28 protein-coding genes are annotated in these 26,087 nt (G+C 40.6%); 20 read left to right on the top strand and 8 right to left on the bottom strand.

Annotated features, from left to right (window positions below; all coding sequences use genetic code 11):
• Positions 1–204: 204 nt before the first annotated feature.
• Positions 205–1,914 carry an ArnT family glycosyltransferase gene (locus VB836_RS08030; protein ID WP_323218841.1) on the bottom strand — a complete coding sequence of 570 codons (1,710 nt, stop codon included), beginning with the start codon at positions 1,912–1,914 and terminating at the stop codon, positions 205–207.
• 96 nt (positions 1,915–2,010) lie between these two features.
• Between VB836_RS08030 and prfB the strand changes: the two genes are divergently transcribed.
• The 3 genes from prfB (at position 2,011) to VB836_RS08015 (ending at position 5,218) form a co-directional block, all read left to right on the top strand.
• A protein-coding gene (gene prfB, locus VB836_RS08025) for a peptide chain release factor 2 (protein WP_152964658.1) occupies positions 2,011–3,133 on the top strand; the annotation gives its coding sequence in 2 pieces (ribosomal slippage) (positions 2,011–2,082 and positions 2,084–3,133; 1,122 coding nt in all).
• A 328-nt stretch (positions 3,134–3,461) separates the two neighbouring features.
• Complete coding sequence (locus VB836_RS08020; RefSeq protein WP_323218840.1) at positions 3,462–4,073, top strand: hypothetical protein; 612 nt, start codon at positions 3,462–3,464, stop codon at positions 4,071–4,073.
• A 248-nt stretch (positions 4,074–4,321) separates the two neighbouring features.
• Entirely contained in the window at positions 4,322–5,218 is an 897-nt protein-coding gene (locus VB836_RS08015) for a DNA adenine methylase (RefSeq protein ID WP_323218839.1), read from the top strand.
• Positions 5,219–5,240: 22 nt separating this feature from the next.
• Here the strand turns inward: VB836_RS08015 and VB836_RS08010 are convergent, their stop codons facing one another.
• Together VB836_RS08010 and VB836_RS08005 are read right to left on the bottom strand one after the other, a co-directional pair.
• Positions 5,241–6,083 (bottom strand): hypothetical protein, encoded by an 843-nt coding sequence (locus VB836_RS08010; RefSeq protein WP_323218838.1) that lies wholly within the window; start codon positions 6,081–6,083, stop codon positions 5,241–5,243.
• The gene (locus VB836_RS08005) at positions 6,076–6,297 is read right to left on the bottom strand and encodes a helix-turn-helix domain-containing protein (RefSeq protein ID WP_046279434.1); all 222 of its coding nucleotides are present in this window, start codon (positions 6,295–6,297) and stop codon (positions 6,076–6,078) included. Before VB836_RS08005 ends, VB836_RS08010 begins: the two co-directional genes overlap by 8 nt.
• A 166-nt stretch (positions 6,298–6,463) precedes the next feature.
• Between VB836_RS08005 and VB836_RS08000 the strand changes: the two genes are divergently transcribed.
• From VB836_RS08000 to VB836_RS07985, 4 genes are all read left to right on the top strand, one after another.
• A complete protein-coding gene (locus VB836_RS08000) occupies positions 6,464–7,945 on the top strand; it encodes a DASH family cryptochrome (protein ID WP_323218837.1) in 1,482 nt (493 codons plus the stop codon).
• Between the two features lie 233 nt (positions 7,946–8,178).
• On the top strand, positions 8,179–8,325 hold the full coding sequence (locus tag VB836_RS07995) for a hypothetical protein (RefSeq protein WP_323218835.1): 147 nt from the start codon (positions 8,179–8,181) through the stop codon (positions 8,323–8,325).
• Between the two features lie 125 nt (positions 8,326–8,450).
• On the top strand, positions 8,451–8,705 hold the full coding sequence (locus VB836_RS07990; RefSeq protein ID WP_323218834.1) for a hypothetical protein: 255 nt from the start codon (positions 8,451–8,453) through the stop codon (positions 8,703–8,705).
• A 39-nt stretch (positions 8,706–8,744) separates the two neighbouring features.
• The gene (locus VB836_RS07985; RefSeq protein ID WP_046278717.1) at positions 8,745–9,203 is read left to right on the top strand and encodes a DIP1984 family protein; all 459 of its coding nucleotides are present in this window, start codon (positions 8,745–8,747) and stop codon (positions 9,201–9,203) included.
• A 254-nt stretch (positions 9,204–9,457) separates the two neighbouring features.
• On the opposite strand, the gene VB836_RS07980 is transcribed toward VB836_RS07985, so the two are convergent.
• The gene (locus VB836_RS07980; RefSeq protein ID WP_323218832.1) at positions 9,458–10,042 is read right to left on the bottom strand and encodes a hypothetical protein; all 585 of its coding nucleotides are present in this window, start codon (positions 10,040–10,042) and stop codon (positions 9,458–9,460) included.
• 291 nt (positions 10,043–10,333) lie between these two features.
• On the opposite strand from VB836_RS07980, the gene VB836_RS07975 reads away from it, so the two are divergent.
• The 3 genes from VB836_RS07975 to VB836_RS07965 all read left to right on the top strand — a co-directional run bounded on the left by VB836_RS07975 (position 10,334) and on the right by VB836_RS07965 (position 11,490).
• Entirely contained in the window at positions 10,334–10,603 is a 270-nt protein-coding gene (locus VB836_RS07975; RefSeq protein WP_323218830.1) for an element excision factor XisH family protein, read from the top strand.
• 70 nt (positions 10,604–10,673) lie between these two features.
• Entirely contained in the window at positions 10,674–11,006 is a 333-nt protein-coding gene (locus VB836_RS07970) for a XisI protein (RefSeq protein ID WP_323218829.1), read from the top strand.
• A gap of 100 nt (positions 11,007–11,106) precedes the next feature.
• Positions 11,107–11,490: a hypothetical protein gene (locus VB836_RS07965; protein ID WP_323218828.1), complete on the top strand. Its 384-nt coding sequence runs from the start codon at positions 11,107–11,109 to the stop codon at positions 11,488–11,490.
• A gap of 136 nt (positions 11,491–11,626) precedes the next feature.
• On the opposite strand, the gene VB836_RS07960 is transcribed toward VB836_RS07965, so the two are convergent.
• Both VB836_RS07960 and VB836_RS07955 read right to left on the bottom strand, forming a co-directional pair.
• Complete coding sequence (locus VB836_RS07960; RefSeq protein ID WP_323218827.1) at positions 11,627–13,540, bottom strand: transketolase C-terminal domain-containing protein; 1,914 nt, start codon at positions 13,538–13,540, stop codon at positions 11,627–11,629.
• 166 nt (positions 13,541–13,706) lie between these two features.
• Positions 13,707–14,627 (bottom strand): DMT family transporter, encoded by a 921-nt coding sequence (locus tag VB836_RS07955; RefSeq protein WP_323218877.1) that lies wholly within the window; start codon positions 14,625–14,627, stop codon positions 13,707–13,709.
• Between the two features lie 248 nt (positions 14,628–14,875).
• Here VB836_RS07955 and VB836_RS07950 point away from each other — a divergent pair, with 248 nt between their 5' ends.
• The 5 genes from VB836_RS07950 to VB836_RS07930 all read left to right on the top strand — a co-directional run bounded on the left by VB836_RS07950 (position 14,876) and on the right by VB836_RS07930 (position 19,249).
• Positions 14,876–15,682, top strand: coding sequence for an SDR family NAD(P)-dependent oxidoreductase (locus VB836_RS07950; protein WP_323218826.1), 807 nt, complete (start codon positions 14,876–14,878; stop codon positions 15,680–15,682).
• A 233-nt stretch (positions 15,683–15,915) separates the two neighbouring features.
• Entirely contained in the window at positions 15,916–16,542 is a 627-nt protein-coding gene (locus VB836_RS07945; RefSeq protein ID WP_323218825.1) for an alcohol dehydrogenase catalytic domain-containing protein, read from the top strand.
• Between the two features lie 3 nt (positions 16,543–16,545).
• Positions 16,546–17,721, top strand: a complete 1,176-nt coding sequence (locus tag VB836_RS07940; RefSeq protein ID WP_323218824.1) for an RNA-guided endonuclease InsQ/TnpB family protein — start codon at positions 16,546–16,548, stop codon at positions 17,719–17,721.
• A gap of 26 nt (positions 17,722–17,747) precedes the next feature.
• Positions 17,748–18,236 carry a zinc-binding dehydrogenase gene (locus VB836_RS07935; protein WP_323218822.1) on the top strand — a complete coding sequence of 163 codons (489 nt, stop codon included), beginning with the start codon at positions 17,748–17,750 and terminating at the stop codon, positions 18,234–18,236.
• Positions 18,237–18,373: 137 nt separating this feature from the next.
• Complete coding sequence (locus tag VB836_RS07930; RefSeq protein WP_323218820.1) at positions 18,374–19,249, top strand: SPFH domain-containing protein; 876 nt, start codon at positions 18,374–18,376, stop codon at positions 19,247–19,249.
• 14 nt (positions 19,250–19,263) lie between these two features.
• On the opposite strand, the gene VB836_RS07925 is transcribed toward VB836_RS07930, so the two are convergent.
• The gene (locus tag VB836_RS07925) at positions 19,264–19,791 is read right to left on the bottom strand and encodes a zinc ribbon domain-containing protein (protein WP_323218819.1); all 528 of its coding nucleotides are present in this window, start codon (positions 19,789–19,791) and stop codon (positions 19,264–19,266) included.
• Between the two features lie 208 nt (positions 19,792–19,999).
• Between VB836_RS07925 and VB836_RS07920 the strand changes: the two genes are divergently transcribed.
• The 3 genes from VB836_RS07920 to VB836_RS07910 all read left to right on the top strand — a co-directional run bounded on the left by VB836_RS07920 (position 20,000) and on the right by VB836_RS07910 (position 23,754).
• The gene (locus VB836_RS07920) at positions 20,000–20,548 is read left to right on the top strand and encodes a hypothetical protein (RefSeq protein ID WP_323218818.1); all 549 of its coding nucleotides are present in this window, start codon (positions 20,000–20,002) and stop codon (positions 20,546–20,548) included.
• A gap of 12 nt (positions 20,549–20,560) precedes the next feature.
• Entirely contained in the window at positions 20,561–21,643 is a 1,083-nt protein-coding gene (locus VB836_RS07915) for a M28 family peptidase (protein ID WP_323218817.1), read from the top strand.
• A gap of 197 nt (positions 21,644–21,840) precedes the next feature.
• Positions 21,841–23,754 (top strand): ABC-ATPase domain-containing protein, encoded by a 1,914-nt coding sequence (locus VB836_RS07910; protein WP_323218816.1) that lies wholly within the window; start codon positions 21,841–21,843, stop codon positions 23,752–23,754.
• A gap of 57 nt (positions 23,755–23,811) precedes the next feature.
• Here the strand turns inward: VB836_RS07910 and VB836_RS07905 are convergent, their stop codons facing one another.
• On the bottom strand, positions 23,812–24,186 hold the full coding sequence (locus tag VB836_RS07905; protein ID WP_323218815.1) for a hypothetical protein: 375 nt from the start codon (positions 24,184–24,186) through the stop codon (positions 23,812–23,814).
• Between the two features lie 542 nt (positions 24,187–24,728).
• On the opposite strand from VB836_RS07905, the gene VB836_RS07900 reads away from it, so the two are divergent.
• Positions 24,729–25,766, top strand: coding sequence for a tetratricopeptide repeat protein (locus tag VB836_RS07900; RefSeq protein ID WP_323218814.1), 1,038 nt, complete (start codon positions 24,729–24,731; stop codon positions 25,764–25,766).
• A gap of 197 nt (positions 25,767–25,963) precedes the next feature.
• On the top strand, positions 25,964–26,087 hold a 124-nt coding region (locus VB836_RS07895; protein ID WP_323218875.1), incomplete at its 3' end, for a helix-turn-helix domain-containing protein.

Here is a 26,087-nt window from a genome sequence, read left to right as displayed (position 1 = left end):
ATGAGATTTTACACGTCTATTTGGGCAATACAGCTCGAAAAGATGTTATTTTGCTATCGTGAACCTGATAATTTAATTGGCTTGATTTGTCTAAAACTCGGGCATTTTTTTGAGTTAAATTGGGTGATTGATTGGACTAGATTAACTCTCCAATGGTAATTTTGATGAATTGACTTTAGGCGAGGATTTTTGGCTAAACCTTTGTTAAATTGTCGATTCGTTGACTGGGGTATCACAACAGGGATTCTGGGGCTTTTTCGTGATTAATATTAAGTCTTGGGCGCTACCTATCGATTGAACTTGATCCAGTTTAAGGCGTTTTAGGGTAGAACGATCGAGTAGAAAATAGGGTTTAGGAGTTTGCCATTTTTGTTTCAATTCCTCATCCTCGACTGAACGAATTTTGCGATCGCTATAAAAATTCAAGGAAGGACGAGAGTAGGGATGAGAAGTATAAATGGGTTGATTGGCAGAAGTTCCTTGTTGAATTAAAGCGGCGACGGGTTTAACGGGATAATCTTCTGCGAGTTCCCAAACCCAATTATTAGAACTCACAAACAGGATTAATGAAACATACATTCCCCAAAACAAAATGATTAAAAATTGTCTATCTTTGCGATGAAGCAGCAATGTTGTTAGGGCAAAAGTGATTGATAATGCGGCGAAAGTTAGCTGTATATCCATCTCATTTTCCGCCACTTTAAAACCCGGAATGATCTGGCCAAAATACAGACAACCTAACCAGGCGACAACCGCAAGCAGGGCAAAAATCGGGGTAAATTGATGGGGTAAAGGAGAAGGTAAATCTTCGAGTTGATGAAGGTTTCCTTGCCATTGTCCGGTTTCTTGATCGCCTTCTCGCCAGACTTGGGCAAAATAAGCACCCACTGCTAAAGCAAAAGCGGGATACAGGGGTAAAATATACCAGGGAAGTTTGGTGGTCATCAGAGAAATCGAAACGAAATAAATCCCTGTCCAAACTAAGATTAATTTTGCCCAGCTAAAATTGCGATTTTTCCAGGTAAAAATCAGTCCGGGTATCCAAAACAGGTGCCAAGGAAAAGCGTATTTTAAAATTTCTAAAAGATAATACCAAGGGGCGGCTTGATGATTTTCAACTGACTGCCATATTCGTTCCCAAGATTGATCTTTGAGATTAATTTGAAAAAAGGATTGACCGTAATGTTGCCATTGGGCAGTATACCAAAGCGTGACGGGAACTAAACCCAAGAGTAACCCGATCCAAAGATATTTACACTGAAGCAGTCGGGGCGTATCCCATAATACAAAGAAAAAGGCGATCGCACCGAGCAAGAATCCTAGTAAAATTCCTTTGGTTAAACATAACAGTCCGAAAGCCAATCCTGATCCGAGAGCGTAACGCAAATCTCGACGCGATCGCAACACGCAAGCTAGCATTAAAATCAATAAAAATAGCACCGTTCCATCTAACATGGCTAACCGTCCCTGTCGGACAACCGGAAGCAAGGTGAGATAGACTAAAGCTGAAAAAACCGCAGGCGTTCGTTGACGAAACAGTTCTAAACCCAAACGGTAGAGAAGGGGAACAGAAGCTGCCGTTAATATTGCAGAAGGGAAACGGGCTGTCCATTCGTGAGTTCCCGCGAACTGGTAAGCTAAAGCGATTAAATTATGAACAAGCGGGGGTTTATTGAAATAGGGATCTCCATGTAAGGTGGGATAAAGCCAATTGAGATCCCCTTGGGCAATTTCACGGGCGACTTGGGCGACAATTCCTTCATCCCAGTCTCGCAACGCAACACCGCCGAGATTGAGTCCAAATAATAATAGGGCTGCTGTTAACAGTCCAAATATCCACAAATAATCAATCCATTGATCACGAGCATGAGTCTGGTTGCGTGGGCGACCTGTAGCAAAAATTTGACGAGACATACTTAGAGGAGTGAAAATTGCAGACACGCAGCGATAAATTACCGCTAAAATCTACAGTGTAACTTTTGTAAAGAAAGGTTGTCAGTCGAACGCCCTATGGAAGTATTAGAAATTAAGCGCGAACTCGAAATGTTGTCTGAGCGCCTGGGTAAAACCCAGGACTATCTTTGACCTACCCGCACTCAACGCCCGGATCGAAGATTTAGAACAAATTGCCGCCCAACCGGAGTTCTGGGAGGATCAAAGCACGGCTCAAAAAACACTCCAAGAACTTAACGACCTTAAATCTATTTTGCAACAATATCAACAATGGCACAAAACGATAGAAGATACAGGTGCCATTTTGGAGTTGCTGGAGTTGGAAAGCGATGAGACGCTATTAGCCGAGGCAGAATCGAATGTAACCCATCTCAATCAAGATTTAGATAGTTGGGAACTCCAACAGCTTTTATCAGGCCTCTACGACCAAAATGGAGCGGTTCTGACGATTAATGCCGGGGCGGGTGGAACCGATGCTCAAGATTGGGCGGAGATGCTGCTGCGGATGTACACTCGTTGGGGAGAAGCTCACGGTTATAAAGTACATATGGCGGAATTCTCGGAGGGGGATGAAGCCGGAATTAAGTCGGCAACGCTGGAAATTGAAGGCCGTTATGCCTATGGTTATCTCAAGTGTGAGAAGGGGACTCATCGCTTAGTCCGAATTTCTCCGTTTAACGCTAATGGCAAGCGACAAACCAGTTTTGCAGGCGTGGAGGTGATGCCGATGCTTGATCAAGGCGTGCAGTTAGACATTCCTGAAAAAGATTTGGAGATCACAACGTCTCGGGCAGGTGGAAAAGGCGGCCAAAACGTTAACAAGGTGGAAACGGCGGTGCGGGTGGTTCATCTTCCGACGGGTATTGCGGTGCGTTGTACTCAAGAGCGATCGCAGTTGCAAAACAAAGAAAAGGCGTTAGCGTTGTTGAAGGCGAAGTTGTTGATTATTGCTCAAGAACAACGGGCGAAAGAAATTGCAGAAATTCGCGGAGATTTAGTGGATGCGGCTTGGGGAAACCAAATTCGCAACTATGTTTTTCATCCTTATCAGATGGTTAAAGATTTGCGAACCACAGTGGAAACGACGGCAATTGATGATGTGATGAATGGCGAGTTGGATGATTTTATTCAAGCTTATCTACGTCAAGAAAATCAATTGGTAGCGAGTGAGTCGGCTTAATTCAGTGATCAGTTATCAGTTATCAGTGACCAGTGACCAGTTTACAGTGACCAGTTTACAGTGACCAGTGAAGACAAGTTTACAGTTTACAGTTATCAGTGACCAGGGGAAAGGCAATCTTGCTCTCATGCAAAAGGCAATCTTGCTAGAGGGGAAGTCTTTAACTGCTAACTGCTAACTGCTAACTTCTAACTGTTCACTGTTCCCTGGTAACTGGTCACTGGTCACTGTAAACTGGTCACTGTAAACTGGCTATCCCTTCCCATTTTTGAATCTAAAATCTACAATCGAGTCAACGGATTTGTTGAGGAGTAAAGGACGCCAAAAGATGTCCAAAGTCTACAGTACCGATGAACTGATTGAAATCTTGAATTGTGAGCGCAAAGCGTGTTTAGATGGAGAGCGTCTCAATTTGTCTGCGACTCCGGCGGTGGGAAACCCAGTGGTTGATTATTTTCTAAAGCCGGATGCCATTCAAAAGTTTACCGCTTATCAAGATTTTAAAGCGGCTGTTCATCAATATCAGATGGATTACCAAGTTTCGGGGATTGTTTGGCGAGAAATTACGTTGAAGGGAAAAACGCTTTGTTATCCGAGAGTTGATGATCAGTTGATGGCGTTACCTCAAGATATGGAAATTTTAAAAGCGGCGAAGTCTCAACTGCTTGAGTTTTGGTATGAGGTGACGGTAGATATGGATTTATATTTGAGTTTGAATGCGGGGAAAGATTATCGGCGAGTTCATCCGGCGGAAATCGATGCGATCGCTCAACGCACGGAATGGGCTTGTATTTTCAAATGGGAAAAGTCGAATTTTTTAGAGGTTTTATTACAATTGGGTTGGGGACAGCCTGGAGAGGCGTCTTATCGTCGCGGTTGGCCGCATTCGGGGAGTGAATCTTTTCATGCGGTTAAACCGGGAAAAACCCCAATTTGTTAACTGTTTTTTAGCTGTTTTTTTACCCAATTTCTGAAGGTTTTTAACAGGGTAATTTCTCCTATTGTCTAGTTTTGTTCGAGAAATGGAGTGAGTTCATCACTGGATAAAAACGGAAAAAAGTAAAGGAAGGATTCAGAATCAGTGTATCAGTTGACAGAACTGATTCTGCCTACTATCATTATCATTACGACAAAAATACTTAAAATTTATTAAGTAAGTTAATTATTAAAGAATTGGAGAAACTTTTTATGAATCATGCTATTAATTCCCCGTTTAGATATCCTGGAGGTAAATTTTATGCGCGTCATTTAATCTTAGAATATATTCCTGATCATACCCACTACATAGAACCCTTTGCCGGGGGAGGTTCTATATTTTTTGCAAAGGAAAAAGCGAATAAAAATTGGTTAAACGATATTGATGATGACTTGATTAATTGTTATTTGATTATTCGAGATCAACCTGATGATTTAATTGAAAAACTAAAAGGAGAACAAGCCACAAAAGAACGTCATACCTATTATAAAAACGTATATCAGCCAACTAACGATTTAGAAAAAGCAGTTAGATGGTTTTACTTAAATCGAACCTCATACTCTGGTATTATGAAACGGGAAAGTTGCTATTGGGGATATGGGGATAAATATAGTATGAAACCTGAAAACTGGCCTCGTAATATTTTGCGTACCTCTGAAAAGCTTCAAAATGTGAAAATTACAAACTTAGATTTTGAACAAGTTTTTAATCAAGTTGAAGATGGTGGGTTTTTATTCATAGATCCTCCTTATTTTAATGCTCGTCAAGATAATTTTTATACTCACCACTTTACTCAAGATGATCACTTAAGATTATGTGAAGTTATTAAATTCCATAGCAAGCGACTCAAATTTTTATTGACTTATGATAATGTTTCTGAAATTCGAGAGCTTTATCAATGGGCATCTCAAATTGATGAAAAAGAATGGAATTATACAGTAGGCAGAACAGATGATCAGAAAAAAAACAAAGATACTAATTCCTTAAAATCATTAAAAAAGAAAGGCAGCCGCTACAAAGGCAAAGAAATCTTTATCACAAATTATGGATTAACTTCACTCAATTTGACTCATTCTTATAAACAGCTAGAATTACCGCTTTATAGCTAAAAATAGCAAGTCAATGTCCCTGTTAATTTTCTATAAAGGTTTGTAAAACTTGTAAACAATCTTGAATTTCCAACCAAGGAGGTAGCGGTTTGCCTGTATTTAGATCAAAAACGATTTTAGGAAAGTTAGGAATAAATCCACAACTATAAGGGTTTTTGCATTCTCGTCTTGTGCATTTGATATTGTTCTTGAATAGGGCTGCTAAATCATTAGACTTGGCGATATATACTTTATCAAATATTACATCTTTTAAATTAGACTCGTCTTGTAAATCGATAATATTCTTGTTACTAATTTTTTCTAAAAACTCTTTCGATTTCTCTTTAGGATGCCATTCAAAATTTCCTGTTGCTTCATCGGTTTCGTAAAAAGCATTAGCAATTGAGGTTACAACAAGATCAAAACTATTAGGTAAATATTGATCGTTATGAATCATAATAACATCAACTGGAATATTGACCTTAGTAGAAAGTTGTTTAGCTCTTTCTGGTCCTAAAGTTCGACTCCGCATACACTTTACATCAATCTCAAAATATTGAGTCTGGTTTTCTGTGTTTGCTTTAACTTTCCTATATCTACCTTTTGCTGCTAGCTTGCACTCTACTCTAACATTGATATGGGTTTCTAAATGATTAATAACCACATCTTGATCGCTCGAACCAAATTGAGGATTAATTTTCGGTTTCACTATTTTCCACGATTTTTTATCGAGATACTTCTCAAATTGGGCAATTGCAGAAAACTCAAAAGCTTTGCCTCGAATCATCGGTAAAACTTTAGGATCTTGAAGAATGTCCGGCAAACTTTCAGGCAAAATATTATATTTAAGACAAAATTTTTCTATATTTTTAATCAAATCATTCATTATTATCACTCAGTAAATCAACAATACTAATATCTAAAGCTTTCGCTAATTTTTCAATATTTAATAGGGTAATATTCTTTTCGGCACGCTCAATCATACCAATGTATGTCCTGTGTACTCCTGCTTTCTCAGCTAGTTCTTCTTGAGATAAACCCTGTTTCAACCTAGCTTTTCTAACTTGTTGACCAAATTGAACTAATATAGGTTCTTTCACGGCTTTGAGGAGCCAAAAATTATTTCTTACCTATTTTATGAAAAATGATAACTAAAGTTCTACATACTATAGTTAGCATTCGTTTGGATTTTTTATTCCAGGTATAGAAACTAAACAGTAAAAATTTGTTAAAATTTGTAACGAAGACAAATCAGATTAACGAAAAATGAGTGATAAACGAGTGCTAATCTGGTATCGTAACGATTTACGAGTCCATGATCACGAACCCCTACATTTAGCAGTAAAAGCCCAAGCAGAGATTATTCCGGTTTACTGCTTTGATCCTCGACAATTTGGTAAAACCTCGTTTGGTTTTCCTAAAACGGGTGCATTTCGCGCTCAATTTTTAATAGAAAGTATAACAGATTTACGTCAATCTCTGCAACAATTAGGGAGTGATTTAATTGTTCGTTCTGATTTCCCAGAAACCGTTATTTCTGAACTGGTTAAACAATTCAAAATTGATGCGGTTTACTATTATCGGGAAGTCACCTCAGAAGAATTAGCGGTTGAAGCTGCTTTAGAACAAGCCTTAAAACCTTTAGGCGTGGCGTTAAAATCTTGTTGGGGGGCGACGCTTTATGATTTGGATGATTTACCCTTTCCTATCAGCAGAATTCCTGAAGTTTTTACTCAATTTAGAAAAAAAGTTGAGAAAAACGGCACAATTTACGCTTCATTTACCACGCCTAAGCGTTTACCGAGTTTACCGAAAGTTGATATTGGAGAGTTACCAACATTGCAAGTTTTGGGCTTGGAAACACCAAGGTTTGATGAACGGGCGGTTTTAAAGTTTCAAGGGGGAGAAACAGCCGGAATAACCCGGTTAAAGAATTATATTTGGGAAGAAGATTGTTTAAAAGACTATAAAGAAACCCGAAATGGAATGTTAGGGGGGAATTATTCTTCTAAATTTTCTCCTTGGTTAGCAATGGGGTGTTTATCGCCGAGGTTTATTTATGATCAGGTGCAAGATTATGAAGAACATCGGGTGAAAAATGACTCGACTTATTGGTTAGTTTTTGAGTTGCTATGGCGGGATTATTTTCGGTTTATTTGTCTGAAACATGGCAATCAAATTTTCCGTTTATCGGGTTTACAAGGGGTTCCTATTCCCTGGAAAAAAGACTGGGAACGCTTTGAACGTTGGCAGACTGGAACCACAGGTTTTCCCTTGGTTGATGCGAATATGCGGGAACTTGCAGCAACGGGTTTTATGTCGAACCGAGGACGACAAAATGTGGCGAGTTTTCTGACTAAAAATTTAGGAATTAACTGGAAAATGGGGGCGGAATGGTTTGAGTCGGTGTTAATTGATTATGATGTTTGTAGTAATTGGGGAAATTGGAACTATACCGCAGGGGTGGGAAATGATGCGCGAGGTTTTCGGTATTTTAATATTCCCAAACAGGCGAAAGATTATGACCCTAATGGGGATTATGTGAAGCATTGGTTGCCGGAATTAGTAGCTTTACCTGCATCAAAAGTTCACGAACCCTGGACGTTACTTCCGGTTGAACAAAAGCGATTTGGTGTACAATTAGGCGTGAATTATCCTCATCCTGTTGTTGATTTGATGAAGTCGGTTCAAAGCAATCAAAAAATCTATGAGGCGGCTTTAAATAAAGCTAAACATCCTCTACGATAACGTGAAATTCTAGGATTGATCATACAACTTTGTAGGGGCGCAAGGCTTGCGCCCTGTTGTTTGCTTTAACCTCCCTGAAAATTGGATAAAAATAATTTACTGAAACACTTACTGTGAAGGCTTTTGAGCGACTGGAGACAACAAACCACTCAAAAATTTCAGAAAACCCACTTGACAGCCTTGTAATACTTGTGTAGTATATTGATAACGCTAAAGAAAAGCGAGGTGAAATTATGCTTCAAATTAAATGTGAAGGACGTTTGGGCGATACTCAAAAACGGGTAGCGAAATCATTAAAAGGGAATGAAAAACCTGTCAGTTTGGATGGGTTTAATCCTCAACTGAGTCAAGATGTGATGATTCCCTGGGAAGCAGTTTAAAGTTAGATCTTTGACCTTTTTGTTGTTAAAAGATCGCCAACTCCTCTTTCAACTGTTACCGGGTTTAATCACACACTCTACAGTAGCCCGGACAGATAATATATATTTCTAGAGGAGTGATTAAAATGGCTATCACATTAGAAAAAAGAGTCTATCACTTCGTCACATTAACGACGACTTTTGTTGTCGCATCGATGGGATTAAACTTGGCTTCATCACTGTATCGTTATTCCAATTTCACGCCAGAGAATGCAATAGAAGAAGCAGTGGAGTTTGATTTTCATCCTTCTAACCGCAAGCCACCAACAGAAGGTGATGGTGGTAGTCGTTGGGTTCCTGATCGGAAAAGTAACTTTAATTCAAAACTAGGAACATACTAAATTATTTCGTTTATAACTTTAATAAAGGAGGTGATAACTGTGAAGTTAGCAGAAGCTTTAATTTCACGCGCAGACTGTCAGAAACGCATCGCACAATTGCAACAACGATTAGTTAGAAGTGCCAAAGTCCAAGAAGGAGAACAACCGCCAGAAAATCCTCAAGAATTGATGGTAGAGTTGGATGCAATTTCAACTGAACTGACGAGTTTAATTCAGCGTATTAACCGCACGAATTCTATCACAGAATTTCAAGGCAAAACTCTGGCTGATGCGTTAGCGGAACGGGATGTTTTACAACAAATGTGGAACACCTACAACAGTCTAATTCAAACTGCATCGATTCGTCAAGATCGCTATTCTCGTTCAGAAGTGCGGTTTATTAGTACCGTTGATATTGCCGAAATACAACGAAAAATTGATAACTTAGCGCGAGAATATCGACAGTTAGATTCACAAATTCAAGCGATGAACTGGCAAACGGAGTTAGTAGAAGCTTAAAAATAGTTGGTAGCCAAAACAGCAGAAGCGAGTACAACCCGCCAACTGGGAAAGTTGGAATTTCTCACCCTATTCAGGTGATTATTGGTGATACCGGGGCAGTGTCAAAGGGTTCGATTCCCAAGTACAATTTACGCCCAGTATTGTTACCTGTGTATTGGGTAATGTTAAATGTTACAACCGCGTACTGATCTGTTTTTTTGGTGAGGGTGGGATAGGGGAAATTTTTAGTTTTACTAACTCCAACCTGTATTTCAGGAGTCATTGACTGCAACTTCCCACTTATTGGGTTTTTCAGGTGATTCTCGAAGGAGGAATAAAGGACTTTCTGCTAATATATTCTTCAGTTTTTTATTGGGATAAAATTTTTTCATCACTTGTCGAATCGGTTGATGATAAATTTCATAAAATTGATGACTCAAGACTTCAAGCTGAATAAAATAATCTGGCTGATTTCCGGTTAAAGAGATCAGAATCTTCCGTAAAGCTTGTTCAAAACTGTCTGGCGAATTGATATCAATTGAGGTTGCATCTTCTACAGAAAGTTTATGAAGTGATGTAGAAATTACTTTTTTAGATCGAGATGTTCTTTTTTTGATTGGAGGATGTTTTTTCGGATTTTGAGAAAAAGGGAAACGTTCAGGAAGTGAAACATAAAAAACATTAATATTTTCGGTTCGGTAGACCAGAAAATCAGGATTTTTGTGAAAATATTCTGCTTTGATATAAATTCCATTACCCCTTAATATTACTGCTAGTCTTGAAAATCTTACCCATTTCTCACGAGTTCCTGCAAGTTCCTCACGAATGGCTTTTTGAATCATTTCTTTAACGTTCATCTTTCTAAGCTTTAACTCAGTATTGATAACAACAGCTTTTTGCTAGGCAATTTCCGAAAGTAAAGGTAAATTTTGGAAAAAAACAGACTTTTTATGGTGAGTTAAAAAGGACTGTATATTTTGATTGTGGTGGATATAATAATTGAATTACCGTGAAAACTCTGAGCGTAAATTTAGCCTTATGAACGTTTACTTTCAGAATATTATTCTAGCCAAATCAAAAAAATAGGAATTTTAAAAATCGACTAAATTAGGTATAATAGTTCATATCAATTGCTGCTGTTGATAATTATGCCAGCCTTAGATCTCTATCATAATGCGGTTAAAACTGCACTCATTAAAGAGAATTGGACGATAACTCACGAGCCCTTACATCTGAGGTGGGGAACTAAGGATATGTATGTAGACTTGGGTGCAAAACAGCTACTCGCAGCCGAATTAGAAGACCGAAAAATAGCAGTTGAAATTAAAAGCTTTATGGGTTATTCTGATATTGAAGATTTGCGAAATGCAGTCGGACAGTTTGTGATGTATCGTGCTGTTCTTCTGAAGAACCGATAGGTCAGCTTTTAATAGAAACGGAGAACCTAAATTTATTAATTTTTGAACCCAAACAAGAGGTAATTGTCCGATGGATACCTTAAACCCTGATCGACAAATTATTAAACAAGTTTTAGCGGCTAATGCAAAATTTTATACAACTGATGAGGTACAATATAAGTTAGTTGTTGACTCCGAAACAGATAGTTATTTGATCATTAGTTTGGGATGGGATGGAGTCAAACGAATCCATAGTTGTATGGTTCACTTAGATATTATTGAGGGTAAAATCTGGGTTCAACGGGATGATACAGAAGATGGAGTGACACCCGAATTAATGGAAGCTGGAATTCCGAAAGATCGCATTGTCTTGGGGTTTCACCTCCCGGATGTGCGTCCCCATACTGGGTTTGCGATCGCGTAGCCTCTCAATAGGAGAATCGCTTAACTTTTTGAAACTTTCCGAAGATTACTCGAAGATTGATGTAGTTAATCATATCGAGTAAAATTAAACCTAGACTACCGTGTTAAAGTCTATCAAATCAATCGGAATTTTTACCCTGGCGATCGCACTTGCTACCAGCCTCGTCGCCTGTGGAGATAATAAACTCGAAGCCTGTCGCATTTTAGAAATAGAAGATGCAGAAGCAGAAGTCGATCTCGGCGATGTGGATATCGAAAGAGGGGAAGTAGAAATGATCTGCGGGGGTGAAGCGGTTGTGGATGTCACTTGGGGAGAATTTAGACAAAAACTTGGAATTGATCCGGGTCGTTATCAGAATAACCTCAAAGCCTTTGAACAGCAAGTTTCTTGTTTAAAAGAAGATCGTTCTAGCAACAATGTTGTGTTTTGTCGTCGGGGAAATTCTAACGAAATGGTGAGTCTTAATTTTAGTGATGATGACTAATTATACCCGATTTTAAGGGGAAAAAACACAAAGAAACAAAGACACAAAGTTTGTATTCAATATTATCTCTACTGTTCCTTATTCCCTACTTTGAAGAAAAACCCGGTAACTCTTGAGAAACCGGGTTTTTGAGGTTTTAACCGAGTAACTGTTTAACCTTGTTCATAATGCCATCGGGGTCAATTCCTTGATGGGGGAACTGTTCCCACAACCCGCCACAGCCTTCGTGATGGGTGGCTAAACTGGCGAATTTGGGTGCAAAACCCCGTTCGAGTAACCAGGTTCCGAAACGGCTACCGAGTCCTGTGCGACGGTTAAACGCTTCTGATACGATAACCATTGGAGACTGACCAACTTTGGCGATCATGTCTTCATCGACAACATTCAATGTCGCCTTATTAATTAAACCGACATCAATTCCTTCTTGTTTGAGACGTTCAACCGCATCGAGAGAACGATACAACGCCGCCCCAAAACTAATAATATATCCGGCTGTTCCTTCGCGGATGACTTCATCTTTTCCGGGAACAAATTTGTATCCGTCGCCGAAGAAATTCCCGCCCTCGCTATTCAAAATATAAGGCACTTTTGAACGAGTGGAGAAAATAAACCGCAACCCCGGATCAAAAAAGACTGCTTCCACACAAGCCTTCATTTGGTTGGCATCTGCGGGGAAATATAACCGGGTTTCATAGCCATCATCCAAGCCATTATCGGCGAACATATTGTTCAAACCAAAGTGACAAGTATTATCGGCCATGTCATCAATACCGGAGTGAGAAAAATGACACAACAAATTAGAATAATTCAACCGCGCCATTGTAATTTCAGAAATACACATTTCTAAAAAGGCGCTGAAGGTGGCGAAAATTCCTTGTTTGCCTTTTTCCATCCCAAACCCTGCGGCGGCGGAGAGGTTGCCTCGTTCCATAATTCCCGCTTTAACATAAATATCAGGGAACGCTTGACCGATCGCTTTTAACCCACAAGATCCTTCTAAGTCACTGTCAATACAGATTACTTTTTCTTTGCGTTCAGTATCGCTCATTCCCTGCAAAACGGAAACCACTGCATCCCCGAATACATTGCGGTTCGACCCTTGTTTATCACTCGAACCCAGGAAGGTATAGGTTTGTTTCGGCTTCTCAATATTCTTGAGATATTCAACCTCAGCCGTTTTACCGCGTGTTTCTAGGTATTTGATCGCAAGATCGAAGGAAATAACGTCGTGACCATGTTCAGACCCTTCTAAGCCTTCTATTCCCACACACATGGGGCGTTTATTGACAACGGCAACTGGGCCGTCAGTATTCACGGCTTCGCAGATGCGACGATAGAGATCATCAATATCTTCGCCGTCTCCTTCTAAGATTTTCAGGCCGTGACCTGCTAAGGTTTGGGAAACGGTGTAACCGGGCATATAGTCAGAAGGATGTCCGGCGATAGTGACATCGTTATCATCAATGATCAGTTTAACGTTAAGATTCTGAGACACGGCTAAACGGGCGGCTTCGGCGTCGTCTCCTTCTTGTTGGGAACCGTCTGAACCCAAACAGAAAACGGTTTTACCGGAGTTTGCCAAGGCCACACCGTTAACATAGGGCCACATATGACCCAAACGACCGGAACTAAATTTTACCCCAGGTGTGAGTCCGAGTTCCGGGTGTCCGGGTAGGGTAGAATGGGCTTCACGGTAATGTAACAGTTTTTCGGCAGGAAGTTCACCCGCTAGCGCCGCCATCAGGTATTGAGTCGCCACTCGGTGTCCGGCTTCATCAAAGAAAATCGGTACAAATTTGTCGGGTTGACCTCGGAAGAAAGCATCGAGGATCATCACTTCCGGTACTGTATCATAAGGGCCGCCTGTGTGACCGCCTACGCCTCTAGCCGCCCCGGTTGCTGTGAAGAAAACAATTAAATCTCGACAAAATTGAATATTCGCTTTCAGGGTTTCCCGTTGTTCGTCGGTTAGGGTAGAATTGGCGGGATCGAGTGATAGGGGTTTGTAGCCGCCCAGGTTGATCGGAGAAGGAATTTGAGTCGCAGTCATCGGTAATACTTTATAGAGTGAGTCAGTGTTAATTTATCAATGCAGCAATCAACTTTAGTTAAAGCTTATAGATTTGGGTGACATCTGCCAATCCTCTAGGTAAAAGTTCGGAGTCTCGAAGAGTTTGTTAATTGCTGCCATTTTGAAGTTTAGCGTTATTTGGGGATTAAACCCTATTCGATTTTGCACCGAATACAGCGATCGCTACCCCGATTAAAATTACAATAGCACCTCCGACAACCGTTAAAGAAGGAATTTCCCGAAAAAAGACATATCCTAAACCACTTGCCCCCACAGGTTCAAATAATATCGCTAACATGACTAAAGTCGGCGAGGTGCGAGTCACTGCCCAGTTAAAGCTGGTATGTCCGACGAGTTGCGGTAAAATTGCCATTAAGATTAGGTAAACATACACTAAGTTCGGATAGCCGCTATATTGGGTTCCGAAGAAAAAGGGTAGGGGGAGTAATATCACTGCGGCGACGGTATAAGCCACTGCAATATAACCGCCTATTTGAAAGCCGCGTTTTTGGGCAATTCGTCCGAAAATTAGATAAAAACTAATTGCCCAAGCACCAATTAAGGCTAAACTGTTTCCTAATAGGGGATTTTGACTGACGGCTGTTGTATTGCGATCGCCGATTGCAATTATTATCCCCCCGCTTAAAGCGATGAAGATTCCCAATATTGTTAATTTTGAGGGTTTTTCTTTTAACCCAATTGCCGATAATATTGCTACCCAAACGGGGCTTGTCGTGACTAACGTAGTCGAAGCGGCGATTGAGGTATAAGATAAAGAGGTGATCCAAGTAGCAAAATGAAAAGCGAGACAAATTCCGGCTATTATTGCATAAAATAACGCTCCGGGTTGTAGGGAATTCCAAGTTATTTTATGCCAGGTTGGAACTAACAATAACGCCGCAAACGTTAAACGAGAAGCAGACATCACTAAACTAAATCCGACTGTATTCACTGCGGCGGTTGTTGTTGCTAAACGGACTAATATTGCACCCGTTGAAACCGCAATCACTCCAATAAATACAATTAACCCAATTAGCCAGGGAGAAGTTGAATTTGATTGTTGCATCATCAAATTAGGGAACAGAAAAAACCTTCTCAATTGTTGCATAAATATCGATGATCAAGAAAACCGTAGGGGCGGGTTCTGAACAAATTTATCTTTCCCATCAATAACCGATATAAACCCGCCCTCCTTACAGTTAACTTCTCAATTGTTGCAGAAAAATCAATCATCTATCATAATAGTTCTAGAAACCCGGTAACTTTATCGCCCACTGGGTTTGTGATCATACATCTTATCGTTTGAAAATTATTATGGTTTCTACGGTTTTAATTACTGGCGCTTCTCAAGGGAGTGGAAAAGCAACCGCTTTACTCTTTGCTCAAAAAGGCTATAATGTAGTATTAGCAGCCCGCAATTTAGAGCGTTTAGAAGCAACAGCAAACGAAGTGCGAAGTTTGGGCGGTTCAGTGTTAGCAATTCCGACGGATGTGGGTGATGCTAAACAGGTTCAAGAGTTAGTCAACAAAGCCTTAGAAACTTACGGAAATATTGATGTCTTGGTAAATAATGCTGGAATTTGTTTAACCGGTTCAATGGCAAAAACAACCTTAGAAGATTGGCATCAAATTATGAATACAAACTTCTGGGGTTATGTATACACAATTAACGCCATTTTACCGCATTTTCTTGAACGTGAAAAAGGAACGATTATTAACGTGGGTTCCTTTGGAGGGAAAATACCCTTACCCGATATGACGGCTTATTGTGCGAGTAAATATGCAGTAACAGGACTAACAGAAACCCTACGGTTAGAACTCGCCCCCAAAGGGATTAACGTTGGTGCTGTTCATCCCGGTATTATTAACAGTAACTTCATGGAAAGAGCGCAATTTCGTGGAGAAAATAACAGCGAAGTTGAGAACCGTCGCCAACAAATGGAAACGGTGTTAAAATCATCTTTTGTTAGTCAACCGGAAGACATTGCAAAAGCCATTTGGGAAGCCGTTCATAAAAAACAATCCGATACCGTTGTTGGGTTAACTTCTATCGCGACAGAAGCGTATCGGTTGTTTCCAGGGTTAATGCAGTTTATAATGACTCAAAGCCGAAATCAGTAAGTTCGTTGTTGCGCTTGAGCGCTCTTTCTTCGGACTAAAAGCCTACTCCAAAGGTTTTGAAACTTAAGAGGCGGGTTTATACAGATTATTTGTAAAAAAAATATTTTTGCAGAACTTGCCCCTACAGTATTATTATTGATGAATCCGATTAGGGCGGGTTTATTCAGATGATTTGTCAGAAATCAGCATTTTGGCGAACCCGCCCCTACTTAAATCTTTTCTCCAAACAATCTATGAAAATTCAAGGACTCGCCGCTAAAACGAAAGGGTCTCAACTCGAAGCCTACAGCTATGAAAGCCCATCTCCCGAAAATTTTCAATGTCTGATCAAAGTCTTGGCTTGTGGAATTTGTCACTCCGATATCCACATGATCGATAATGATTGGGGAATCAGCAATTATCCGATTATTCCCGGTCACGAAGTCATCGGAGAAGTGGTTGAAATCGGTTCCCAAGTTCATCATATCAAAGTTGGCGATCGCGTGGGTGTGGGTTGGCAACGAACCGCCTGTTTAAGTTGTCGAGATTGTTTGCGAGGAAACGAAAATCTCTGCAATGATATTCAAGCCTTAATTGCCACAGGACCCGGTGGATTTGCGGATTATTTAGAAATGGATTCTCGCTTTGCTTTTCCGATTCCTGATGGCATTAAAACCAATGTAGCAGGGCCGTTACTCTGTGGAGGAATTACCGTTTATTCAGCCTTACGATATGCGGGAATGGGTTCAGGATTAGAAATTGGGATTATCGGTGTGGGCGGTTTAGGTCATCTGAATTTGGCGTGGAGACCCTCGGTTTTACCGATGGGAGGAAACGCCTCTTTTAATTGTAAACTTCACAGACTGTATGTTAAAATGTGAGACATGACAGAGAAAGCCTACCGCTACCGCTTCTATCCAACTCCTGAACAGGAAGTTCTGTTGAGGAGGACTTTGGGGTGTGTGCGACTGGTGTATAACAAGGCACTGGCGGTGCGGACTCAATCTTGGTATGAAGAGAAAAAGCGAGTGAGCTACTCCGAGACTTCTTCAATGCTGACAGAGTGGAAAAAATTAGAGGAACTAGACTTCCTAAATGATGTGAGTTGTGTTCCTCTTCAGCAAAGTTTAAGGCACTTGCAAACCGCTTTTACCAACTTCTTTGTGGGTAGAGCCAAATATCCAAATTTCAAGAAAAAGCGTAACGGTGGCAGTGCTGAATTTACCAAGTCGGCATTCAAGTTCAAAGCAGGTCTTGTCTACTTAGCCAAATGCAAGGAGCCTCTACCCATTCGTTGGAGTCGTCAACTCTCCCAAGGTTGTACACCATCGACCATTACAGTTAAATTAGACCCGAGCGGTAGATGGTTTGTGTCTTTAAGAGTTAACGACCCAACCGACCACAAATTAAAACCCGTCGATAAAAAAGTAGGGATAGATCTTGGCATCAGCAGTCTGTTTACCACATCCGATGGGGTTAAAGTTTCAAACCCCAAACATTTTGACAAACTGTACAAAAAACTCCGACCCGCTCAAAAGTCTTTAAGCCGAAAAATTAAAGGCTCAAAGAATAGAGAGAAAGCCAGAGTAAAAGTAGCTCGGATTCAGGCAAGAATTGCCGACTGTAGGCGCGACCATACCCATAAGCTAACCACTCAACTCATTCGTGAAAACCAAACAATTGTAGTTGAGGACTTAGCAGTGAAGAACATGGTCAAAAATCACAAATTAGCTAGAGCAATCAGCGATGCTAACTGGGGAGAATTTGTTCGACAACTCACTTATAAAGCGGAGTGGTACGGGCGGGAATTAATCAAAATAGACCGTTGGTTTCCCAGTTCAAAGCGATGTTCCAACTGCGGATATATCGCAGAAAAAATGGCGTTAAATATCCGAGCGTGGGATTGTCCTAAGTGCAATTCTCGCCATGACCGAGATCTCAATGCAAGTATAAACATTTTGGCCGCAGGACTTGCGGTGTCAGTCTGTGGAGCGACCGTAAGACCCGAACAGAGTAAGTCTCGGAAGGCAGGTGCTAAGAAGCAGAAACCTAAATCGTGAGGTTTAGGAATCCCTCGCTTTTAGCGATGGGAGGATGTCAACTGGCGGTACAATTTGCGAGTAAATTAGGCAACAGAGTCACTGTTTTTACCACCTCCCAAGATAAAGCAGAATTTGCCCATGAACTTGGGGCGAAGGAAACTGTCATTGTCGAAAAAAATCAAGCCCCTTCTGCCCCGTCTCAACCGTTTAATATTTTATTAAGTACGGTTCCGGTGTCAATTGATTGGGAATCTTATGTTAATTTTCTCGACTCTGATGGCACTTTAACGATTGTGGGTGTCCCTGACGCCCCGTTGACACTTCCTCTTTTTCCTTTAATTATGAAGCGTCGGCGAATTTTGGGTTCTCTCATTGGGGGACGGGCGATGATGCAGGAAATGTTATCAGTCGCGGACCGCTATCACATTGAACCCCAGGTGGAAATTTTTCCGATGGAAAAAGCCCAGGAAGCCCTGGAAAAAGTGAGAAATAATCAAGTGCGTTATCGGGCGGTTTTGAGTCATCAGGTGTAACGTTGGGTTAAGAAAAGATGACGAAATAAAGCATTGGGTTTAACGTAACAGTAAATCAGAGAATAGGTCATTGCTAGAGAAACGGTGCTACTATAGACCTATTCTTAATTTTGGTACTTGACACATTATTAACTGTTATGGCTCAATATTTACTCAGCTTCTTTGCAGCTTTAGTCATTGGGGTCGTGTTTAATTCCTCAATTAAAGTCGTCAGTGGTGGAGATCAGGCCATTGTCGAAGGTTTAAATGGCCGTCATCGCACCCTAAAACCAGGAGTTCGTTATATTCTTCCTTTCTTTGAAAAAGTGGTTCACTATGATACCACTCGTGAACGGTTTATCGATATCAAACCCCAGGAAGTGATTACCAGTGATAATACTCCCTTAACCATTGATGCAGTTGTTTACTGGAAAATCGAAGATATCGAGAAATCTTTTTACAACGTTGAACAAGTTGATGAATCAATCTCTAATTTAGTCTTGACAACGTTGCGGGCAAAAATTGCCACCATTGAGATGAGAACACTGTTTTCCTCGATTAATGAAATCAACGATTTACTCCTAAAAACCTTAGATGAAGCCACAGACAATTGGGGGATTAAAATTATTCGGGTAAACCTGCAAAGTGTTACGCCTCCGGCTGCAATTATGAAATCAATGGAGCAAGAAAAAGCCGCAGAAAACAAAAAACGAGCTGAAATTAGTATTGCCCGCAGTGAAGCCCAATCTATTGAGATTATCTCAGATGCCCTGCAAATACAGCCCAACAGTCGGGAGTTTATTCAATATCTGATTGCGAAACAATATGTCGAGGCTCATCAGAAACTCAGCGAGAGTAACAATTCTAAGATTATCTTTATGAATCCTGGTCAACTCAATGAAGCAATCGGAAACTTAATGGAAGATGATCTCGATAATACCCCGAGAGATAGTTCAGCTTCTCGCAAACTCAAAATCGTCAAGCCTGATATGAGCAAAAAACCGGATAATGATATTAGCAATAGTGCCAGCTAAATTCGCGCTCAATTTTAGGAATCGAGACGATAACCGCAACTCGAACAGAAGCGATCTTCTGGCTTAATAGAAGCTCCACATTGACTACAAAATTGTCGAGTTTGAGAGCTTGAACTTTCAGAAGTAGAATTCATTTGCATTTCCAGATTTCCCATTCGCATTTGCATGGGTTGCATTTTCATCGGTTGCATTTTCATCGGTTCCATCGGTTTCATCGGAGACATTGTAGCGTTGGGAATGCTGGAAACTTGCTGAAGTTGTAGCCTCTCAGACTGAGTGATTGAAGGTGTATCATTCATTACTCCCATGCTGTTTCCCTGCACATTAACATAGTGTTTTCCCTGTGCAGTTTCGATTTCAATCACAATTCCAGCGTCAGTGCGGTAAATAACGGGGAGGAAAGTCCAACTTCCAGTCGTAAAACTGCTACTTGACTGCTGTTGTTGTCCGGGACTGCTGGTAACTGTTGTGACTACGGTTTGGTTGGCTTGAACATCTAAATAGACTTTTTGACTGGGACTCAGTTCGCACAGATAAGCCATATTTGCCCCCTTTTTTACTTGACATCTGACTCAATTATAGTAAAGTGATGTCAACAGAAATCGAAATTTCTTAATTATTGCGTTATAAATTCAGGGAAAAATAGAGTCTAATCTAATTTTAAACGGCGATTACTGAAAATAAACATAACCTAGAGGCGAAATTTTTGCTAAACTCAGAAATGCCTCTGTTTGAACTGGTAATTAAACCATGAGTCAAGTAATAGAACAGTTTCTATCGGAATGGAACCAGATCAAAGCACAAGTTGATGAAGTACAAGCTGAGTATAATTCTTTGTGCGACAAACGTTCCTGTTTTTATGTATCGGTGATCTTTCCGAAAGACCATTCACCGGAAGCTAAAGCTGAATTTAATCAAATTTGTCAAACTCAAGTTGCTGAATGGTCAGTCAACCTGTCGGAACTTGATCGCAATATTAAAACCACTCACCTGAAACTCAAAAAAGTCCAAGCAAAGCTTGCCGTTAAACAAGCTAAACTTTATGAATTACAAGCCCAAGAACTCTGGCCAAAGTTGTGTCAGCAAGCCAATATTATCAATCAATTAGCTCAAAAATTAGACCAGGAAATCCAAATATTTTGGCAAATGGCTCACGATTTTAAACCCCGCTTAGAAGATTGGCTACCCTCACCCCCTAAACTGGCTGGTTTTGAAGAAATTATAACCATTCCCAAGATCAAACAGACTGAAAAGGGACTTCAACTGTTCAATCAAGAGATTGATTTTGAGGAAAATTAAGCGTCGATAAACATGATGAAGAAAAGCCTCATCGCGTTGTTTTTATTAGGAGGTCTTCTGGTTTGCAGCTTGAACTGGAAGACCGAGATTTCAAGTGTTTTATTGACCCGAGAACATCCGGCTGTTCTCCCTGATCCCAACTCATCAAAGACCTCATATTTTGAGGTGAATGTCAACCCCATAGCCCCATTATGGTCTGAGGTTAATGTTTCTAATTCCGCTAACATTGCTGAAATTAACCCCGAGAAAATTTGGAGTCAGATGGAAACCCTAGTTGGCTCACGATATACAGAAAGCGATCGGGAATTTACGCGAAATTATTTAGTCGAACAATTACAACAATTGGGCTTTTCTCCGACATTGCAAACCTTTGAACAAGGTGTTAATATTGTCGCTAAACGATCCGGTGATGATCCTGAAGCAGAAACCCTATTAATTGGCGCTCATTATGATACCGTTGTCAACTCACCAGGAGCTGATGATAATGCCAGTGGCATCGCTGTTTTGCTAGAAGTGGCTCGTTTATTCGGTTCACAAACCAGCAAAAATTCCTTAGAAATTGTCTTCTTTGATCAAGAAGAATCAGGACTTTTAGGGAGTTTTGCCTTTAGTGGTCGTCCCGAAAACTTACAACATTTACGCCATGTTATTGTCCTCGATATGGTCGGTTATGCCTGTCGAACAGATGGCTGTCAACAATATCCTACAGGCTTAAATGTTGAGCCTTTCTTACAAGCCAGTGGCGTTAATTCTCCCGAGAAAGGAGAGTTTTTAGTCGTTGTCGGGGAAATTCAACATCCCGAAATATTAGAATCATTTCAGGGAATATCCTCAAGCCTATCCAACCTAAATTTACCGCCCGTTGTTCCCTTACCGATTCCCTTAAAAGGGGTACTGACCCCTGATGTTTTACGAAGTGATCACGCTCCCTTTTGGTATCAAAATATTCCCGCCGTGTTGATCACAGATACCGCTAATCTTCGTTCTCCTCACTATCATCAACCGAGTGATACTCTGGCTCATCTTGATCGAGAATTTTTGATGGGTTCGGCTCAAGTAATTGTCAATGTCGTCAGTCGCTTATTGGACAATTAAATAATCGATTTAGATGGATGAACCCCCGAGATAAACTCAAAATCCTCTGATATAATGAGGTCATTCTCTAAAAAAAAGCTCTATCTTTGTCTTCCGATTCGGCAAACTTTGCACATTGGATTAACTGTTCAGCTCAAACCAAGATCCTCTCAAATCGCAAGGAAACACTGAATAATACACTCATCGAGATCTAACTCATGAACACAAAAGAAGACCTCCGCCGAAAATTACTCGACCTTGACAACCAAGGCTACAGATCATACAAAGATATTCTCGGTACTTATGAGTTTGAGGAATTTACCTTAATTATTGATTACGTTCAAGGCGATCCTTTTGCAGCTCCCAGTAAGTTTCGAGTTCACATCCCCCCTAACATTGCCGGATTTCCTCCAGAACTTTACAAAAATCGCATTCGAGAAATCGCTTTGCGAGACTATCTCACCCGTCAGTTTGATAAAAACGCCCGTGACATTAGCAGCCGTCGAGGAACCGGAAAAAGCGGGATGATTGCGATTACTAAAATGGGACAAGAGGTATTAGAACGAACCTCTGCAAGCTTTATTTATGTCGCCCCCCCTAAACCCAAACTAACCATTGGAAACCCCGTCTTTCAACGCGCTAAACCCATGCCTTCTACCAAAGAAAAAGGCGTTGAAATGCGATTTTTTGTCGGACTTCCCGCCCGAGGACGGCAAATATTAGGACGACAAGCCGCCGCGATGATTTGTGATGATATTCCCCTAATTGTTGAACGTTCTCTCAAATATAATAGTTTCGATCCAGAAGTCTGTAAACTTCATGTCGAAACCGTAGAAGATGCCGACTGGTTACGCCAACAATTACCCGAAAAAGGCTTAGTTGCCTTTATTCCCAATGGGGCAATTTTACCCCGACGAAGTGGCGTTGATAGCCGACCTTTAGAAACTGATGTTGTGCCGTTTCAATCTCCTGAATCTCTAGAAGTTGAATTCAATCGCCCCAATTTAGGAGAAATTAAAGGTTTAGGTATTCCGAAAGGAATTACCTTAATTGTGGGTGGCGGATATCACGGTAAATCAACCTTACTCAATGCCATAGAATTTGGCATTTATAATCATCTTTCAGGAGATGGACGAGAATTTGTAATTACCAGTCCAGCCGCCATTAAAATTAGATCTGAAGATGGTCGTAGCGTTGCCGGAGTTGATATTTCACCTTTTGTCAATCACTTACCTCAAAGCCGTTCTACCACCGAATTTACCACCGAAAACGCCAGTGGAAGCACTTCGCAAGCAGCCAATATTATGGAAGCCTTAGAGGTGTTAATTCAGTCGGAAAATGACTCGGTTACTGATGCGGTTTCTCCCGTTTTATTAGTCGATGAAGATACGGCTGCAACTAATTTTATGATTCGCGATCGCCGAATGCAAGCCTTGATCGCCAAAGACCAAGAACCGATCACACCCTTTATTGATAAAGTTCGTCAACTTTATACCGATTATGGGGTTTCTACAATTTTAGTTATGGGGGGAAGTGGCGATTATTTTGATGTGGCGGATACGGTGATTGCAATGGACAATTTTCAACCCCAAGAATTAACCGAAAAAGCCAAAGAAATCGCCGCAGAATATGCAACAGGTCGCACTTCCGAAGGCGGTGAACAATTTGGTCAAATTCGACCCCGTGTTCCCCTTCCAGAAAGTTTAGATCCCAGTCGCGGACGGCGAGATGTACGGGTGAAAGTTCGCGATCTCGATGAAGTCACATTTGGAACAGAAGATGTTGATTTGTCAGGAGTCGAACAGTTAGTTTCTAGAGATCAATTACGAGCGATCGCAGCCGCAATGGTTTATGCTAGAAAACAGTATATTAATGGTGAACATACTCTATCTCAAATTTTAGATCGAGTTATGGCAGATATCGCCGAAAAAGGATTAGATATAATTACCCCTTTTCCTCAAGGAGATTTAGCCCTATTTCGACGATTTGAACTCGCGGCGGCTATTAACCGAGTCCGAACATTAGAAGTCAAATCTGTAGAAGAAGCAGTCGAATCTGTACCAGAAGAAGTCGAATCTGTACCAGAAGAAGTCGAATCTGTAGAGGTGACGACGACTGACGAAGATTCCTAAATAGAGAAATGTAGAGGCGTTGTCTTCAACGTCTCTATCGGAATTCCCCTAACCGATTTAGAGAAAAAATTGACGAGGAATCAAAGAAGAACTCTGCAATAAAACCGAACTTTCCTGTTCAGTTTGAGCGGTAAAATTAGCCGTAACTAGAGTAAAACCCCAGTAAGTTACTATTCCCATCAACCAACCCAAAATCAAGATAATTCCCGCCGAGATTTTAGCTTGAGAAGTGTTTTTAACAGGAGTTAATGAAGATTTGGGTTTAGAAATACGAGAAAGAGTTGTCGTTTTTTTAGCCGGAGGAGAGAGCTTTGATGTCGTCAGAAAGCCTTCAAGTTCCTCCTCTTCCTGATATTCTGCTAATCGTTTTGCGCGTTCCCATTGCATGATTTGGGCATAGACTGAATAAGAACTTCTGCTTTTATCGTTCATAATTACCCCCGGTAAAATCGTGAAAGCCTTTGATATATTTTATGCAGGTCATCAGCTTGTAATTCTTGAGAACCTCTAATAAAAAGAATCAGCGTTTGTAAGTCATTGCGAGTGATTTGATGCGTTGCAAAAATTGTTTTCAATCTCGATTATACCGAGGATTGAAGTTGAGAGTTTAAGGTTGGATTTGTCATCTTGCAATTTCCTTCCTCAGTTGTTACATTCAATATATCGTCAGCGAGACTGAGTTGAATTCACCTAAATGGGTGATCTTTGATTCGCTCCATGTCATCAGTCACCTATGACTCGTCACCGTAGGGATCATTCATAAATTATCTGTACCAGTCTTTACAGCAATCCGTTTTTTTTCACTGTTAACTGTTTACAGTCACCCCTGTAGGAATAGATTTAATCAGGCTGATCGACGGGTCGAGTTTTGATCAAACCCCGAACCCAACCCACCGATACAACCCAACTCCTCAAATTCATCAAGTTTGAGTGAAGATATTCTGTACATAATTTGTAGAAATAGAGGATATAAAATGACATCAGCCAACGAATCTATCATGGAAGCGAAGAAGTTAATGGATCAAGGAATAGCTCTAGTTTGGGAGGCTGGTAATCCCCAAGAAGGACTTGCGGTAATCGAACAAGCAATCCAACAACAACCCGAATTCTTTAGTGACCATTTTGTTGCAATGAATACAAAAGGATGCGCTCTTTTAAGTTTAGAAAGATATGAAGAAGCCTTGACGATATTTGACCAAGCATTGAAAATCCAAAAAAATCCCTATGATGCTCATACAGCCCAGAAAAATAAAGCCCTCACTCTATTACAGCTCGAAAAATATGAAGAATCTGTTGAATGGTATGAAAAAGCTCTGGAATGGAATGAGAAAGTGATCAAAGATATCTCACAAAATTGGTGTAATCGAGGATATGCTCTGTACTGTTCTAAAAACTATGATGAAGCGATCAAAAGTAATGATAAAGCTCTAGAATATACACCGAAGAATGGGTTAATCTTTTATAGTAAAGCTTGCTGTTATAGCTTACAAAACAAAGTTGAACTGGCTCTGGACAACTTAAAGAAAGCGATTAGTTTAGATTCAGAAATCAAAAAGTCAGCCAAAACGGATTCAGATTTTGACAATATTCGTTCAGATGAACGATTTAAAGCCATTGTCGGAACTGAATTTAACGTAGAAGCCGTTCAACAGTTTTTTAATGAAGCTCTCAAAAATTACGATGATCAGCAGTTCGTATTTGTTGGAGATTTAGGAACTTCTGTAGAATCATCCATCGTTCTTCCTGATAACGTCAGAGAAGCTTATGCCTTCTACGGCGAAAACTTCGCCCAACCCGGAAGCTTTGGCTGTGTTTGTATTTATCATGTTTCTGTCGCAGGTTTGCCCACTTACGCTCTAGAAGCGATGGCAATTGCAGGGGCTGGAAAGTTTGAGAACTGGATCGAAATCTACACAGAAATCGGTGAAGAAATTACTTGCGGGAAGCTTCAGAACAAAGTGATTACTTGGGGGAATCAAGTCACTGTTCGTTCAGATTTTATGGGAAATTAATCACCGTCACCCATTAAAATGATAGGGGTAACGGTTAAATTGCCAAATCAATTTAACTAAGCCGACGGGAAGTCCCCCACCATAGCTGTACTCAGCTTGGTGGTGGGATGAAAGTCGGGGAAAACGGAGGGACGTAGTTTTCCAAATCTTCCGATATCGTTACTGTTTTATGTATAATGCGGTAAGGAGGGATTAAGATGCTACACAAAGCGCTCAAGGTTCGACTCTATCCAACACCAAACCAGCAGGTATTACTGTCTCAGCACTTTGGTTGTGCTAGATGGTGGTGGAATTACGCTCTAAATAAGTCAATCGAGACCT

Source organism: Limnoraphis robusta BA-68 BA1 (assembly GCF_034932365.1).
GTDB lineage: Bacteria > Cyanobacteriota > Cyanobacteriia > Cyanobacteriales > Microcoleaceae > Capilliphycus > Capilliphycus robustus.
This window is presented reverse-complemented; position numbering and strand designations above follow the sequence as displayed.